Annotated in this window: 18 protein-coding genes; 1 reads left to right on the top strand and 17 read right to left on the bottom strand. The window is 51.2% G+C overall.

Annotated elements, in window-relative coordinates:
- Positions 1-490: 490 nt before the first annotated feature.
- The 17 genes from der to BMY09_RS18685 form a co-directional block, all read right to left on the bottom strand.
- Positions 491-1,906 carry a ribosome biogenesis GTPase Der gene (gene der / locus BMY09_RS18765; protein ID WP_091361291.1) on the bottom strand — a complete coding sequence of 472 codons (1,416 nt, stop codon included), beginning with the start codon at positions 1,904-1,906 and terminating at the stop codon, positions 491-493.
- Between the two features lie 93 nt (positions 1,907-1,999).
- On the bottom strand, positions 2,000-3,148 hold the full coding sequence (gene bamB / locus BMY09_RS18760; protein WP_091361289.1) for an outer membrane protein assembly factor BamB: 1,149 nt from the start codon (positions 3,146-3,148) through the stop codon (positions 2,000-2,002).
- A gap of 3 nt (positions 3,149-3,151) precedes the next feature.
- Positions 3,152-3,799 (bottom strand): YfgM family protein, encoded by a 648-nt coding sequence (locus BMY09_RS18755; protein ID WP_091361286.1) that lies wholly within the window; start codon positions 3,797-3,799, stop codon positions 3,152-3,154.
- A 43-nt stretch (positions 3,800-3,842) separates the two neighbouring features.
- Complete coding sequence (gene hisS / locus BMY09_RS18750) at positions 3,843-5,078, bottom strand: histidine--tRNA ligase (RefSeq protein ID WP_217647476.1); 1,236 nt, start codon at positions 5,076-5,078, stop codon at positions 3,843-3,845.
- A gap of 60 nt (positions 5,079-5,138) precedes the next feature.
- Entirely contained in the window at positions 5,139-6,110 is a 972-nt protein-coding gene (locus BMY09_RS18745; protein ID WP_091361280.1) for a RodZ domain-containing protein, read from the bottom strand.
- Complete coding sequence (pilW, locus tag BMY09_RS18740) at positions 6,107-6,868, bottom strand: type IV pilus biogenesis/stability protein PilW (RefSeq protein WP_091361277.1); 762 nt, start codon at positions 6,866-6,868, stop codon at positions 6,107-6,109. Before pilW ends, BMY09_RS18745 begins: the two co-directional genes overlap by 4 nt.
- 41 nt (positions 6,869-6,909) lie before the next feature.
- Positions 6,910-8,043 (bottom strand): dual-specificity RNA methyltransferase RlmN, encoded by a 1,134-nt coding sequence (rlmN, locus tag BMY09_RS18735; RefSeq protein ID WP_091361307.1) that lies wholly within the window; start codon positions 8,041-8,043, stop codon positions 6,910-6,912.
- A gap of 53 nt (positions 8,044-8,096) precedes the next feature.
- A complete protein-coding gene (gene ndk, locus BMY09_RS18730) occupies positions 8,097-8,504 on the bottom strand; it encodes a nucleoside-diphosphate kinase (protein ID WP_091361275.1) in 408 nt (135 codons plus the stop codon).
- A gap of 165 nt (positions 8,505-8,669) precedes the next feature.
- Entirely contained in the window at positions 8,670-8,864 is a 195-nt protein-coding gene (iscX, locus tag BMY09_RS18725) for a Fe-S cluster assembly protein IscX (RefSeq protein WP_091361272.1), read from the bottom strand.
- Between the two features lie 43 nt (positions 8,865-8,907).
- Positions 8,908-9,246, bottom strand: coding sequence for an ISC system 2Fe-2S type ferredoxin (fdx, locus tag BMY09_RS18720; RefSeq protein WP_091361270.1), 339 nt, complete (start codon positions 9,244-9,246; stop codon positions 8,908-8,910).
- Positions 9,246-11,120 carry a Fe-S protein assembly chaperone HscA gene (gene hscA, locus BMY09_RS18715; RefSeq protein ID WP_091361268.1) on the bottom strand — a complete coding sequence of 625 codons (1,875 nt, stop codon included), beginning with the start codon at positions 11,118-11,120 and terminating at the stop codon, positions 9,246-9,248. Before hscA ends, fdx begins: the two co-directional genes overlap by 1 nt.
- Before the next feature lie 9 nt (positions 11,121-11,129).
- Positions 11,130-11,669: a Fe-S protein assembly co-chaperone HscB gene (hscB, locus tag BMY09_RS18710; RefSeq protein WP_091361263.1), complete on the bottom strand. Its 540-nt coding sequence runs from the start codon at positions 11,667-11,669 to the stop codon at positions 11,130-11,132.
- Positions 11,670-11,766: 97 nt separating this feature from the next.
- Positions 11,767-12,090 carry an iron-sulfur cluster assembly protein IscA gene (gene iscA / locus BMY09_RS18705; protein WP_091361260.1) on the bottom strand — a complete coding sequence of 108 codons (324 nt, stop codon included), beginning with the start codon at positions 12,088-12,090 and terminating at the stop codon, positions 11,767-11,769.
- 33 nt (positions 12,091-12,123) lie between these two features.
- Positions 12,124-12,513, bottom strand: coding sequence for a Fe-S cluster assembly scaffold IscU (gene iscU, locus BMY09_RS18700; protein ID WP_091361257.1), 390 nt, complete (start codon positions 12,511-12,513; stop codon positions 12,124-12,126).
- Positions 12,514-12,548: 35 nt separating this feature from the next.
- Positions 12,549-13,763 carry an IscS subfamily cysteine desulfurase gene (locus BMY09_RS18695; RefSeq protein ID WP_091361255.1) on the bottom strand — a complete coding sequence of 405 codons (1,215 nt, stop codon included), beginning with the start codon at positions 13,761-13,763 and terminating at the stop codon, positions 12,549-12,551.
- Positions 13,764-13,795: 32 nt separating this feature from the next.
- Positions 13,796-14,281: a Fe-S cluster assembly transcriptional regulator IscR gene (iscR, locus tag BMY09_RS18690; protein WP_091361252.1), complete on the bottom strand. Its 486-nt coding sequence runs from the start codon at positions 14,279-14,281 to the stop codon at positions 13,796-13,798.
- 135 nt (positions 14,282-14,416) lie between these two features.
- Positions 14,417-15,151 carry an RNA methyltransferase gene (locus tag BMY09_RS18685; RefSeq protein ID WP_091361250.1) on the bottom strand — a complete coding sequence of 245 codons (735 nt, stop codon included), beginning with the start codon at positions 15,149-15,151 and terminating at the stop codon, positions 14,417-14,419.
- Between the two features lie 129 nt (positions 15,152-15,280).
- Between BMY09_RS18685 and BMY09_RS18680 the strand changes: the two genes are divergently transcribed.
- Positions 15,281-16,093, top strand: coding sequence for an inositol monophosphatase family protein (locus BMY09_RS18680; protein WP_232846465.1), 813 nt, complete (start codon positions 15,281-15,283; stop codon positions 16,091-16,093).
- Positions 16,094-16,210 lie beyond the last annotated feature (117 nt).

Raw genomic sequence — 16,210 nt, 5'->3', positions numbered from 1 at the left:
TGTTTGAGAATTTTAACTAAATTTTCAAACCGCCTGATCCACTTCCTGTTTTGTTTATCGCCACCTGAAAAACCGTGTAAACACTGATTTATCAAGGCGTTAAACTCAACAGCCTCACCTGTTTCAGAGACCGTTTCCGGTGGCTGTCTCAAGCGAGGAAGCGCATTCTACATTCTGGGGCAGAGGAGTCAACAGGGGATGCGAAAAAAGTTTCAATTTGATGAACAGTATTGGAGTTTTTAACAGCAAGTGGCTAGAACGCGGCTGCGCCGCTGCTAGACGCTTCGCTTGCTAGTGGTTAGCAGAGCCTTCTTTATCAGTGTTGTGAAAACCCACTTCGTACGCGAGTCCGTAGAATAAAATCTCTTAACCCTTAAACATAAAAACCGCCTCGCGGCGGTTTTTATGTTTTGTCTTTGCTTTTTCCAGCAGGAAACGCAGTTTCCGTCCTCGCCACTAGCAAGCGAAGCGTCTAGCTACTCCAAAGCCTTTACCGCTTTCTACCTTTCTTTTTCTGTTTATCATTGTGCATCTTCTGACGCAGTTTTTTCATCACCTGGCGCTTGGTCAGTTCATTCTTCTTATCTTTGAATGGGTTTTCACTACTCTTAAACTCAAAACGCAGAGGCGTGCCCTTGATTCCCAGGACGCTGGTGAATTTATTTTCCAGATAACGCTTATATGACCCCGGCAAGGAACGGGTCTGATTGCCGTGAATAACGATGATGGGCGGGTTAGAACCACCCTGGTGAGCATACCTCAACTTAATCCGGTTGCCATTGACCATAGGAGGCTGATGATCTGCAACAATATCTTCGAGCAAGCGGGTCAGCTTGTTGGTTGCCCACTTGGCCATAGCAAAGCCATAAGCTTCATCAACGGAAGCGAACAGGTTGCCTACACCACTGCCATGCAGGGCGGAGATAAAATGCATCCGCGCAAAAGAAACAAATTCCAGCCGACGGCGCAACTGCTCACGCACCGCTTCTTTCTCATCGCCGGACATACCATCCCATTTATTGACCGCAATCACCAGGGATCGTCCGGCATCAAGCACGTACCCCAGCAGATGCAGGTCCTGCTCTGAAACCCCTTCGCGGGCATCGATAACCAGCACGACAACATTGGCATCGTTAATTGCACGCAATGTTTTAATGATGGAGAACTTTTCCACCGCTTCGGTCACATTCTTTCGGCGACGAATCCCCGCCGTATCGATCAGCGTATAAGCCTCTTCATCTCTTTCAAACGGGATATAGATACTATCCCGGGTTGTGCCTGCCTGATCGAATACAACCACCCGATCCTCACCCAGAATCCGGTTCACCAGTGTCGATTTGCCCACATTAGGGCGCCCGATAATTGCGATCTTCTTTTGCCGCTGTCGCTCTTCTTCCTCTTCCGCCTCATCCCGCAGAGGCAGTTCGGCCAGAACATATTCCACTAACTGGGTAACACCCCGACCATGTGACGCGGCTATCGGCAGGGGTTCAGACAGTCCCAGGCCATGAAAATCCGCCATCGCTACTTCTGGATCAAGGCCATCAGTCTTATTAACAATCAGATAGCACTCTTTTTCGGAGCGGCGCAGATGGTCTGCAATCATCTCATCGGCAGGATTAAGTCCCGCCCGGCCATCGACCAGGAACAACACGATATCCGCTTCATCAATCGCCAGCAGCGACTGCTCAGCCATCTTATAATCAATACCCGCTTCATCACCTGAGATACCGCCGGTATCCACGACGATATAGTCACGATCACCCAGACGACCCTCGCCATACTTCCGGTCACGAGTCAGACCCGAATAGTCAGCGACAAGCGCATCGCGACTTTTTGTCAGTCTGTTAAACAGTGTCGACTTGCCCACATTGGGTCGGCCGACGAGCGCAATTACCGGAAGCATATTTTCATTACCACATTTAAGAAAGCGTTACATATAAAACAAAATGGCGGCTACCTGGAGTAACAGATAGCCGCCCGATCAGAAATTCTGTGGCTAGTTTAACTGCAGCGCCACCAGACGACCACTATTACCCAGCACATAGAGAACATCATCAACGACGGCCATATCACCACGCATACCATCACTATCGACCCGGTAACGGGCCACGAAATGCCCATCAACCTGAGACATAAAGTGCAGATAACCATCAAAATCACCCACCGCAACGGTGGTTCCCAGCACCTCTGGCGCGGTTGTCTGACGGTTTTCCAGAGCAGTCTGACGCCATACACTGGCACTGCTACGCTGATCAAAAGCCTCTATAAAGCCATTCTCCTGACTTACGTAAATATTGCCAAAACCGGCCGCAAGACTCTGATAGCTGGAAGCTTTCTGCGACCACAGTATCTGAGCATCTGAGGCACTCACCGCAACAAGACGCCCCTGATAAGAGACAATATAGATAACGCCATTGATATAGAGCGGCCTGGCATCAATATCGATCAGACGTTCCAGCTCAGTTTTACCTTCGGGTACTGTAACCTGGCGCTCCCATAACTCAGCGCCACTATCATTGCGCACCGCCACCAGCTTACCATTTGCAAATCCAGCAATTGTGACATTGGAAGCAACAATCGGTGAACTGGTACCGCGCAGCGTCAACCGTGGAATCTGACTATCATAGCTCCACAGACGCTTACCGGTGCTGATATCCATAGCCACCAGTTTACCATTCTGCAGCTGAGCAACCGCTATGTCAGTGTTCATCTGTACCGGACTCAGGGTCTCGCTGCTGAGCTGCTGACGCCACATCTCCGCCCCATCATCGGCATTCAGCATAACAACTTCACCCGACTCGGTGGTAACTGCAACGTGGTTTGGCCCCACACCAACCCCGCCCAGAATAGGGGTATCGAGATCGGTTTTCCAGATCTCCTTACCATCACCGCGGTTGACCGCAAATACTTTGCCGTCAACATCCAGTGCATAAATAACCTCGCCATTCACCGCCAGGCTGAGCTTATTAAATTTCTCCCCCAGGCCCGACCCGACAGAGCTACTCCAAAGGACCTGAACCTCTTTTTCAGCCTGAAAATCGACCAGTTCAGCCGGTTCAATCTCGACCTCGCCACCCCACCAGCCACAAGCTGTCATTGACAGCATGCTGATAGTCAGCAGTAAAACTCGGCATAGCTGTTTCATCTGTTAACTTCCTTTTACGGCAAGACTATCAAGCTTCAGAGTCAGAAGCGGACGTGCGCCCTGAGGTGCATCAGTGGCTGCGGACTGATATGCAGCACGCGCCTTATCAACCTCGCCCGTCTGCAGATAAAGATCACCCTTCAGTTCCGCGACACTGACGCTAAAGCTGGGCTCTGCCAGTCCATCAAGAAGCGCGATCGCCTTATCGGCATCACCCATCGCCGCCATCACCCGCGCTTTACGCATCGTCGCAACCGTTTTCATCACGCTGTCATCAGACTGGGCCAATACCCAGTCCAGCTCAGTCAGTGCCGCCGCATAATCACCGGCATCTACATACAGACGGGCACTGAACAGCGCACCAAAAAGCGCATAGGTGGTATCGCCGTATTCATCTTTAAGCGATTTTGCCAGATGCGACGCGGTCGCCCGCTGATCGTCGGTGGCCTGAGGCGCACTCGCCAGCGCGACAGCCTGAACCAGATTCTGATACATGACACCGGCATTTTCAGCAGTGATGCGCTGATTGTTCTGCCAGGCCTTCCAGCCAAAAATAACCGCCAGCGCCAGCGCGATGGTTAATACAAGCGATTTACCATTTTCCTTCCACCAGTTCTTTAACGCTTCAACCTGTTCTTCTTCAGTGCGCATATCCGACACAGCCAGCTCCTAATCGCCTTTGAAAATTTAGTTATTATGCCTGTTGCTGCAGCAGCAAGCTGCTCAGGTTGTTGACCTGAACATCATAGGTTGGTTCAGAGTTATACCACAGGTTGGCAAGCAGAGACCCGTTTTCTTCACGGACCAATACCACCCAGGGAGCACCCGTCTGCCTGGCCTTACTGCTGATATTTTTCAGACCACTGCAATGCACCCGGACTCTCAGGCCGGGTATCTCGTCCCGCAACTGCTCAGCCAACACCATTAGCGACTGCTGCAGCCCTTTATGCTCTGCTGCGAGATAAAGGTCAAAGGGTTGTTTGACCGCCTCTGGAATCACCGCCAGTGTTTCCAATAACAGGATGAGTCGCTCAACCCCCATTGCAAAACCCACGGCAGGTGTTGGCCGACCACCCAGTTGTTTTACCAGACCGTCATAGCGGCCACCGGCACACACTGTGCCCTGAGCGCCGAGCTTATCGGTAACCCACTCAAAAACGGTTTTGCAGTAATAATCGAGACCCCGTACCAGACGGGGGTTCAGCTCATAGGCGATACCTGCCTGATCAAGCATTTCACACAGATCTGCAAAATGTTCCCGTGACTCATCATCGAGATAGTCACTCAGCGAGGGAGCACCATCCAGCAACGACTGGGTCTGAGGGTCTTTACTGTCCAGGATTCTCAAAGGGTTACTACTGAGACGACGCTGGCTATCTTCATCGAGCTGATCTTTACGGGCGGACAGATACTCAACCAGTGCCGCTTTGTATTCAGTACGGGCTTCATTACTGCCCAGCGAGTTCAGCTGCAGGGTAACCGAATCAATGATTCCCAGTTGTTTCCACAAGCGCGAGCTAAGCATGATCACTTCGGCATCGATATCAGCGGCCGACATACCAAAGGTTTCGACACCGATCTGATGAAACTGACGATAACGCCCTTTCTGCGGCTTCTCATAACGAAACATCGGCCCCTGATACCACAGGCGCTGAGCCTGATTGAACAGCAGACCATGTTCTTCACCAGCGCGAACACAGCTGGCAGTCCCCTCAGGTCGCAACGTCAGGCTTTCGCCATTGCGATCCTCAAAGGTGTACATCTCTTTCTCTACGATATCGGTTACTTCGCCAATGGAGCGTTTAAAAAGATCGGTCTGCTCTACAATCGGCATACGGATCTCAGAATACCCGTAAGCACCCAGCACCGACTTCACACTGCTCTCAAGAAAATGCCAGACCGGCGTCTGGTCTGGCAGGATGTCATTCATTCCACGTATGGCTTTAATCTTGGCCAATGTCTTTTTCCTGATCTGTTATGGCTTTATCAATTATTGCGGCAGCGTTAAACGCACCACCCCTGAGCGGCTGTCACGGTTAAACTCTATCGGCGTGCCATTGAAAAACACCTGTCCGACAGCCTCTACCCTGCCAAGCAGGAGTTTGATCGGCGTTTCGCCACTGACACTGAGTTCACTACCAGCAGGCTTAACCCGCATAGCCAGCACCTTACCGGTATGATCTTCAACACTCACCCAGCATTCATCGGTAAACGTAATCCGCAGTGAAGCATCACTGCCAGTTACCGGCTGCGGGTCCGGTTCTTCAACAGCAGTATCACCGGCAACCAGTGTTTCTGAGGTATCACCCGCTTCCGGAGCCATTTCCTCTTCGGGTGAACCTGTGACCGCAGCTGCAGTATCTTGTCCCGCCTCAGTCGCTACGTCAGGCAAAGCAGCATCAATCCCAGGCTGATCGGAACTCTGCGCTTCCGACTCTTCAGTGATACCCGAGGGTACGATCAGTGTGCTGCCATCAACCGATTCCACTTCCACCGACTGTGCTGCAGGCATCTGCGATACTGGCTGACCAACTCCCTGCTGGGTTTTCCACCACCAGACGGTGGCAGCGATAATCGCCAGTACAAATATCCAGGCCGACCACTTGATCACCGGGTCACCAAGCTTCGCTGTAGACTGTACCCCTGGTGCAATACGAAACTGCGGTGCAGCTCCGGCGCCGGTACGACCATAGAGGCGATCAAAAAGGTCCAGATAATGCTTAGCATCAAGTTTCAGCAGCTTGGTATATGACTGAATATAACCCCGCGCAAACACCATACTGGGCAACTCATTAAACGCACCCCGCTCCAGCGAGTCTATATACTTTTCTGACAGCCTCAGCTCCCGGGCGACATCACTGCGGGTCAGCCCCTGCTGTTCTCTGGCGACTGCAAGCTCACCTGCCGGAAACTCTGTTTCGAGCCCTTCAGCTTCCTGATTCAGCAACTGCTCATTACTCACGGAGTTGACTCCTTATACTGCTGATACTCTTCTGAATCCGGAAACAGGTTCTTCAGGATCAGACCATAGGTTGCAGCATCTACGCCGTTCTTCTCCAGCCGGGAGATCTGCACCCCAAGCCACAGACTTTGAGCGTTATGCTGGATCTGCTTTGCATCCACCATCGCACTGTACTGATCAAACAGACTCACCGCTGCTTCAAGATCATCTTTCTGCAACATGACATCGCACAGTTGCAGAATGGCCAGAGGCCGCTTCGGGTTTAATGTCAGACTGCGCTTAAAAGCATGTTCTGCGGCATCCAGACGATCAATCAGAAGGTAACAGCGACCAAGATTTTCAAACGCCTGACTACGCTGATTGTAAAACGGGTCCTCTGTGGCCCTGGCCAGTTGCTTGCAAGCCTCCGGATAGCGTTTAAGACTGAACAAAAAAGCGCCATAATTGTTGTGCAGCATGGCACTGTCCGGCTCGACTTTGATCGCTTTCTTAAAATAGTTTTCGGCCAGCGTCGCATCCTCTTCCAGCTGAAACACCATTGCCAGACCATTGTAGGCCTGAGCTGAACCAGAATCGATCTCAATGGAGCGCTGGAAAGCGAGTTTGGCATTGCCGGTATCGCCCCGGCGCAGATACTGCATACCCAGCGAATTATACGCCTGAACCGCTTTGGGAGAATCCTGTTCTGCTGTACTAACCTGTTGCCCAGCACACCCGGTAATCAATAGACTAATCAGTAATATCAGATAACCTTTCAATCGTATTCACTCCTGGTGAGATTAGTATCACATTGTATCAATTAACGGGGCGGTTCCTGCTGCACTCCGCTGGCATCTTTCAGAGGGATATATTTTTCGCTGCGTCGGGTACGGTCCATCACCTGCCCAACCAGTTGCCCACAGGCTGCATCCACATCATCCCCCCGGGTTCGCCGCACCGTGGTAACAATACCCGCTTTAACCATGATCATCTTAAACGCCTGAATAGCATCTTCAGAGGGTCGCCGATAATCTGAGTTCGGAAATGGGTTAAATGGTATTAGGTTTAACTTGCAGGGTAAACGTTTTAACAACTTAACCAGTTGTTTTGCTTGACTTGGGTGGTCATTTACACCGGCAATCAGGGTGTATTCAACCGTAATCACCCGTTTATCCTTTAAACTTGCCATATACCGATTGCAGGCATCAACCAGTTCGGCGATCGGATAACGCTTATTGATCGGCACTAACTGATCACGCAATTCATCGGTAGGGGCATGCAACGAAATAGCCAGAGAGACATCGGTGACCTCACTCAGCTTATCGATCTGCGGTACCACACCGGCAGTGCTCAAGGTAACACGGCGCTTGGAGAGACCGTAAGCATTATCATCCATCATCAGCTGAATCGCATCGACCACATTATCGAAGTTCATCAGCGGTTCACCCATTCCCATCAGCACCACATTGGTTACCCGGCGGTCGCCGTTAGGATCAAACGGACCAAATGAACGGATGGCCACACGCACCTGACCGATAACCTCTGCTGCACTGAGATTACGGTTAAACCCCTGCTTACCGGTTGAGCAAAAACTACAATCCAGCGAACAACCGATCTGAGATGAGATACACAGGGTGGCACGGCCATTTTCCGGGATCAATACCGCCTCAACAGCGGAACCGCCATCCAGCTGAATCACCCATTTACGGGTGCCATCTTTGGAAATATTCTGCACCAGCACTTCAGGCTCACGAATTTCAGAAACCTCACTCAGCTTCTGTCGCAGTGCCTTGCTGATATTGGTCATTTCATCAAAGCTGCTGGCACCAAACTGATGAATCCATTTCAGCACCTGAGTTGAGCGAAACGGTTTCTCGCCAATACTCACAAAGAACTCTTCCAGTTTTTTGGGAGAGAACCCGAGCAGGTTAATTTTTTGGGTGGATTCAGTCATAGCGGTCTCAACTTTCATGAAATGACGGGCCGCCGGTCAGCGGCCCGCAGGGATTACTTACCGAAGAAGTAAGCAATCTCGCGTTCTGCAGACGCGGGAGAATCGGAACCATGTACCGCATTCGCATCGATAGACTGAGCGAAATCGCGACGGATAGTGCCTTCAGCAGCTTCCTGTGGATTAGTTGCGCCCATCAGCTCACGGTTCAGAGCGATAGCGTTTTCACCTTCAAGTACCTGAACAACTACAGGGCCGGAAGTCATGAATTCAACCAGATCACCAAAGAAAGGACGCTCTTTGTGCTCAGCATAGAAACCTTCAGCTTCTTCACGGGACAGCTGTTTCAGCTGCATCTCAACGATTTTCAGACCGTTAGACTCAAAACGGGAAACGATTTTACCGATAACGTTTTTTGCAACTGCATCAGGCTTGATGATAGAAAAAGTACGTTCGATAGCCATGTGCTATTAATCCTCTGTATAAAGTTCAGGGCAAATTGAAGCCGGCAGACTAAAGTCGCAGACTCGCCAGAAAAATGAAACGCGCAATTATACGCTATGCGATCCGGAGTGAACAGCGTCTCCAGCCATGAAAAAGCCCGCAAGTGCGGGCTTTTTCCATATCATCTACTGACGCTCTTCGATCCAGGCCATCTGAATCCCTTCCAGGACTTTTTCGCCACAACGGTCAGGATCATCATCGAAGCTATCCAGGGCCATCACCCATTCATACAGATCAGGAAAACTGACTGTCAGAGGATCCGTGTCCGGATACTTTTCATCCAGCTCTATCGCAATATCGTAAACATCTACCCACTTCATAACCACCTCCGCTCAACCCGAACTCAGCCCTTAAACTCAGTTCTCAATGACGCTCAGACACCTGATTAATGGTATATTTTGGAATCTCCACCACCAGATCATCATCGCCCACCACCGCCTGACAGCTTAAACGGGATTCGGGCTCCAGTCCCCAGGCCTTATCCAGCATGTCGTCTTCAAGTTCATCGGACTCATTCAAGGAATCAAAACCTTCCCGGACAATGACATGACAGGTTGTGCAGGCACAGGATTTTTCACATGCATGCTCAATCTCAATCCCCTCCCGCAGAGCAGCATCGCAGACAGTCTCCCCCGCCTCAGCGTCAATGACTCTGCCATCCGGACAGAGTTCATCGTGGGGCAGAAAAATAATTTGCGGCATCAGGACTCTCCCTCAATCTCTTGAATACTATGCCCTTTGAGAGCATTTTTAATACTTTGATCCATCCGGCGTGCAGCAAAAAAATCACTGGCCTGAGATAACACACTCACACCCTGCTCAATCGCTGAAGCATCAGAGCCGTTACGCAGCGCCTGCAGAATCGCCATCTGCTCACGCAGATGCTCTTCCTCCTCAGGAGTCAGTAACTGCTCACCATCAGTCAGCATCGCCTGTTCCAGCGACACTAACAGACGATCCGCTTCGACCTGCTGTTCACGCAGATTGCGCAGCGCCATATCATCTTCGGCAAAGCTATAGGATGCCTTCAGCATCTCTGCTATCTCATTATCATCCAGACCGTATGAGGGTTTTACCTGGATCTCACTTTCAACACCGGTGGATAACTCTTTCGCTGAAACCCCCAGCAAACCATCCGCATCAACCTGAAAGGCCACTCTGATTTTAGCGGCCCCTGCCGCCATAGGAGGAATCCCCCGCAGCACGAACTGAGCCAGCGAGCGGCAATCATCAACCAGCTCCCGCTCACCCTGAACCACATGAATCATCATCGCCGTCTGACCATCCTGATAGGTGGTAAACTCCTGCGCCCGGGCAACCGGTATCGAGGTATTACGGTGAATCACCTTTTCTGCCAGCCCGCCCATCGTTTCAAGTCCCAGCGAGAGCGGCAGAACATCCAGCAGCAGCATCTCACTGTCCGGCTTGTTACCCGCCAACACATCAGCCTGGATCGCCGCACCTACGGCCACAACCCGGTCGGGATCGATATCGATCCGCGGTGCACGCTCGAAGAAGCTTTCGACCCGGCTACGCACAGCCGGCACCCGGGTGCTGCCGCCGACCATGACCACATCCTGCACCTCACCAATAGCGACACCTGCATCTTTCAGCGTACGACGGCAGGCACGAATTGTTTTACTCACCAGAGGCTCAACCAGGTCATCAAACAACGTCCGCGAAACGTCCAGCGAGATCTTCTGACCCGCATGATCCAGATCCACAGTCACCGCCGGATTATCGGTCAGCTTCTCTTTCACCCAGCGGGCTTTTTCAGTGAGATAACGGGATTCACCGGCAACCACCTCTTTACCGCCAAGCTGCTCCAGAAACCATCCTGCCAGCGCCAGGTCAAAATCATCACCGCCCAGCGCACTATCACCACCGGTGGCAAGCACCTCGAATACGCCTTTATTGAGACGCAGGATAGAGATATCGAAGGTTCCGCCACCCAGATCATAGACCGCGATCACACCTTCGGCAGCTTTATCCAGACCATAGGCCACCGCAGCCGCCGTAGGCTCATTCAGCAACCGCAGAACCTTGATACCCGCCAGCTGCGCCGCATCTTTAGTGGCTTGCCGCTGGGCATCATCAAAATACGCCGGAACGGTAATAACCGCGCCTTCAAGCTCACCTTCCAGTGAAGCCCTCGCCCGCGCCTTAAGTGTTCTCAGAATTTCAGCAGACACCTCAACCGGGCTCTTATCCCCGGCGACTGTCTGCAGATAGGGCATTCCACCCTCGTGCTCAGTGAAGCGATACACCGCCTCACCTTCCAGACCTTTAAGATCATCAACACCGCGCCCCATCAGGCGTTTAACCGATACAATGGTGTTAAACGGGTCTACCGATGCTTTCGACAGGGCAGCCTGACCAACCACCACACCCTGCTCGGTATACCGCACAACGGAGGGGAGCAGGTGACTCCCGCCCTCATCCGGCAGCGTGGTTGATTCACCACTGCGCACAGCGGCAACCAGCGAGTTGGTTGTTCCTAAATCGATGCCAACCGCAAGCTTCCGCTTGTGGGGCTCAGGACTTTGTCCCGGTTCTGCAATCTGCAATAACGCCATAGTATTTGCTTATTCGTCGAATAGTTGATCTTCCAGAGCCTCAATTTCTCGGCCCAGCTTATCAAAAAACTGCATCTTTCTGACACAGACCGCAGCAGCCTCAAAAGATGATGGTGTCGATTGTTGATAATATTTATCAAACTGCTCACGCAAAGACGCCTGCTCCTGTTCAACCGTTGCCCTCAGGGCATCCAGCTCAGCTGCAGGATCTGATGTAGCCGAAATCTCTGCCAGCGATTCGCGCAGCTCCATCTGCTGCATCAGAAACATCGGATCAAGCTGCCGCTGGCTTTCAGAGAAGGTATCAAATCCTTCCAGCTTTAACAGATACTGCGCACGGGAAAGAGGATTTTTCAGCGTCGATACAGCCTCATTCAGATAGGCTGTATATTGTACCGAGAGCCTGCGCTCCCGGTCTGACAAGTGTGAAAAGCGATCCGGGTGCAGGGTTTTCTGCAACTCCCGGCTGCGTTCAGACAGCGCCTGCAGGTCCAGTTGATACGTCACCGGCAGAGCTAAGAATTCGAAATAGTTCTGGGTAATATCCATCATCTAACCAGCAGGTGAAAAAAAAAGAAGTGTTATACATTATCAAAGCGCTTTAATAAACAAGCGCTCAGATAACAGTGGCGTAAAGAGGGAAGGCTCAGATATTAAAGCTTTCGCCGCAACCGCATTCGTTTTTGACGTTAGGGTTATTAAATTTAAACCCCTCATTCAACCCCTCTTTAACAAAGTCCAGCTCAGTACCATCAAGATAGAGAAGACTTTTCGGATCAATGACAACATTTACACCGTCAGACTCAAACACCTTATCTTCATCCTGAATATCATCAACAAACTCCAGCACATAGGCCATACCAGAGCAGCCCGATGTCCGCACGCCCAGACGGATGCCAAACCCGTGCCCCCGGGTTTTGAGGTATTTGCTGACATGATCAGACGCTGCCGGTGTCATTGTAATTGCCATGAATCCGATTTCTCCATTGAGCCCTTAGCTCTGTTATTGCTTTTTCGCCTGTTTCTCTTTGTAGTCGGCAACCGCTGCTTTAATGGCATCTTCGGCCAAAACTGAGCAGTGGATTTTTACCGGCGGAAGCGCCAGCTCTTCTGCAATCTTAGTATTTTTCAGTTCCTGAGCCTGATCCAGAGTCATCCCCTTTACCCATTCGGTCACCAGAGAGCTGGAAGCGATAGCAGAACCACAACCATAGGTCTTAAACTTGGCATCTTCAATAATACCGTCATCACTGACCTTGATCTGCAGACGCATAACGTCACCACAAGCCGGTGCACCCACCATACCTGTACCGATATTATCATCCTGATCATTCATTTTGCCGACATTACGAGGATTTTCGTAATGATCGATAACCTGTTCACTATAAGCCATAACGACCTCCTAAAGCAGTATTCACCTGATAAAGATTAATGGTGAACCCATTCAACTTTGGTTAAATCCACACCGTCTTTATACATATCCCACAGAGGAGAAAGTTCACGGAGCTTACCTACCGCTGTGCGAATCTCTTCGACAGCCTGATCAATATCCTCTTCAGTGGTAAAACGACCGATCGAGAAGCGAATAGAGCTATGCGCCATCTCATCGTTCAACCCCAGAGCTCGCAGCACATAAGAGGGCTCAAGACTGGCAGAGGTACAAGCGGACCCGGAAGAGACCGCAAGATCTTTCAGCGACATCAGCAAAGATTCACCCTCAACATAGTTGAAACTGACATTCATATTGCCAATATAGCGCTGATTCTCAGAACCGTTCAGGTAGATCTCCTCCATATCGGACAGCCCCTCCCAGAAACGCTTGCGCAACGCGGTTATCCGCTCTTTCTCCTGGTGCATCTCAGCTTTGGCAATGGCCGCCGCTTCACCCATACCTACGATCTGATGAGTCGCCAGGGTACCCGAACGCATGCCCCGCTCATGGCCACCACCATGCATCTGCGCCTCAAGACGAACCCGCGGTTTACGGCGAACATAGAGCGCGCCCATCCCTTTTGGCCCATACATCTTGTGGGCAGACAGAGAGATCAGATCAACCTTCATCTTCTCGACATCAATATCGACTTTACCGGCACTCTGCGCCGCATCGACATGCAGCAGTAAACCATTGGCACGGGTAATTTCACCGATTGCCGCGATATCGTTGATCACACCGATCTCATTATTGACATGCATCAGTGAAACCAGAATAGTGTCTTCACGCAGCGCATCAGCTACTGCTTGCGGCTGAATAATGCCCTCTTTATCCGGGTCCAGATAGGTCACTTCAAACCCTTCACGCTCCAACTGACGACAGGTATCCAGCACCGCTTTATGCTCAATTTTGGAGGTAATGATGTGTTTACCCTTCTTCTGATAGAAGTGTGCAACACCTTTTATCGCCAGATTATCAGACTCGGTGGCACCCGAGGTCCAGACGATCTCCCGGGGATCGGCATTGAGCAGATCAGCAACCTGGCGACGCGCCGTTTCAACAGCCTCTTCGGCTTTCCAGCCGTACACATGTGAACGGGATGCCGGGTTACCGAAATTACCGTCCATAGTGAGACACTCAATCATTTTGTCCGCAACCCGGGGATCTACCGGCGTAGTTGCAGAATAATCAAAGTAGATTGGTAATTTCATTGTCTATACTTCTCCAAAACCTGAATCGCGGCTCAGGCTGTTACTTTTGCGGAAATAAGTGAATCTTCGAATGACGCCATATGACCGCGCTCCTGCCGTTCAGCAACACTACGAACGTCATTTCTTGCCATCAGATCAGCCAGTGATATCTGACTTAAAAAGTCATGGATCTGACTACTCAGATCACACCACAAATGGTGGGTCAGGCAGATATTACCATCATGGCAACTGCCGGTGTGACCACAGCCTGTGGCATCAACTGATTCATTTACGGCGTCAATCACCTGCGCCACATCTATATCCTGTTGCTCACGGTTAAGCTGGTAACCACCACCAGGACCGCGTACACTACGCACCAGCTCGTTGCGGCGCAGCTTGGCAAACAACTGCTCAAGATAGGACAGGGAGATACCCTGACGCTCGGAAATATCTGCCAGACTTACAGGTCCCTTTCCGGCATGTATTGCCAGATCAAGCATTGCTGTCACCGCATAGCGGCCTTTTGTTGTTAATCGCATTACCAATCTCTCCGTCATTCTTCGTGGTTCAACGAAGCTGATTGCATTATGCAATAACCAACTATTTTGGTCAACTATTAAACCGACTAAAATAGTCAACTATAAACCGATCAACAACAACCCTCTGCACGATGCTTAGCGGCGGCTACGTTTTTGTACTGCCGTCAACATTCCTCTGAGCACATTCACCTCGACCTTATCAGGCACCGCCCGCAATATCAGACGACGCAATCTTGGCATCAGATTACGCGGCTTTTGCGGATCGAGAAACTCAATCTCTGTCAGAGTCTGCTCAAGATGGCCAAACAACAGCTCAAGCTCGCGGTTTTCAGCCAGCTCCACATCCCACTCAGTGCCCCAGCGCGGCTTAACATCATCGGCACCAAACACTTTCGCCATGCGCAGCTCATAACTGATAACCTGCACCGCCGCGGCGAGATTGAGCGAGCTGAACTGCTCATCTACCGGAATATGGACATGCTGATGACAGCGCTGCAGCTCATCATTTGTCAACCCCCGGTCTTCCCGCCCAAAGACAATCGCAACCCGGGTCGCTTCAGGCAGAGGCGCGACAATCGCCGCCAGTTCCCGCGGATTTACCAAAGGCCAGGGAATCGTCCGACTCCGGGCGCTGGTTCCCACCACCAGATGGCAATCAGCCAGGGCATCTTCCAGACTCTCAACCACCCTCGCCTGGGTGAGAATATCACCAGCACCGGATGCCCGCGCTTCTGCATCAGCATGGGGGAACAGTTTCGGCTTCACCAGGCAAAGATCAGACAGTCCCATATTTTTCATCGCCCGGGCAACACCGCCGATATTTCCCGGATGGGTGGTATTCACCAGCACGATTCGGACATTTTCCAGCATCTTTAACCCACCCATTGAAAAAAAGGGCGTATTTTATCAGATATTTTACAACTATTAATCCCGGACTGTTCTTTATATGACAACTGTTTTGTATAATGCGCGTTTTGCTTCCCTTACTGGTATTTACAGATGCAACCGATGGTTAATATCGCCCTGCGCGGGGCTCGCGTCGCAGGTGAACAGATCACCCGTTCAGTCGAACGACTCGATCTGATCAAATCTGAACAATCAAGTGTTATCGAGTTTCTCGAAGACACCTGCAAACAAGCTGAACGCACTATCGTTAACGCGATCCATAAGGCGTATCCCGAGCATCAGATCAACTGTGAATATACCGGTACACACAAACCTGAAGACCGGGTTTGTGATGTCATCTGGACAGTGAATCCGATCGACAGCATTTCCAACTTTTCCAACGCCCTGCCAGTCTTTGCTCTGAGCATCGCCTGCCACCAGCGCGGCAAACTTGAACACGCCATTATCCTCAATCCGATTACCGGTGAAGAGTTCACCGCCAGCCGGGGCAGAGGGGCGCAACTGAACGGTAAACGTCTGCGGGTCAGCAATCGAAAACTCCTGGACAACTCCCTGATCGGCAGCGGTTTCTTTGGCCGCAGCAGTGACAAAGCCCACCTGGACAGCTTCCAGCAGATCTTCAAGAACATCACCCTGGAAAGCGGCAGCATCTATAGCGGCGGCTCACCTGCCCTGAACCTGGCATACACAGCAGCGGGACGACTGGATGGCTTTTTCCAGATCGGACTCAACCAGTGGGAGATGGAAGCGGGTATCCTGATGATCCAGGAAGCAGGCGGCCTGCTATCCGACTTTACCGGCAACAACAATTTCATGAGCTCAGGCAACCTGGTCGCTGGCAATCCGAAAATTCTGAAAGCACTGTTGCAGAATATCCGCCCGGCACTGAATGACGAACTGAAATAAACGGATCACTAAAGCAGCTTTCACATCAGCAGCTAACAGAAAACCGGGCATTGCCTGGTTTTTTTTACTCTCAAAAAAATAACATCAGACACAAAAAAGCCCGGCAAAGCGAAGTGC

Source organism: Amphritea atlantica, assembly GCF_900111095.1.
In the GTDB taxonomy this organism is placed as follows: Bacteria; Pseudomonadota; Gammaproteobacteria; order Pseudomonadales; family Balneatricaceae; genus Amphritea; species Amphritea atlantica.
This window is presented reverse-complemented; position numbering and strand designations above follow the sequence as displayed.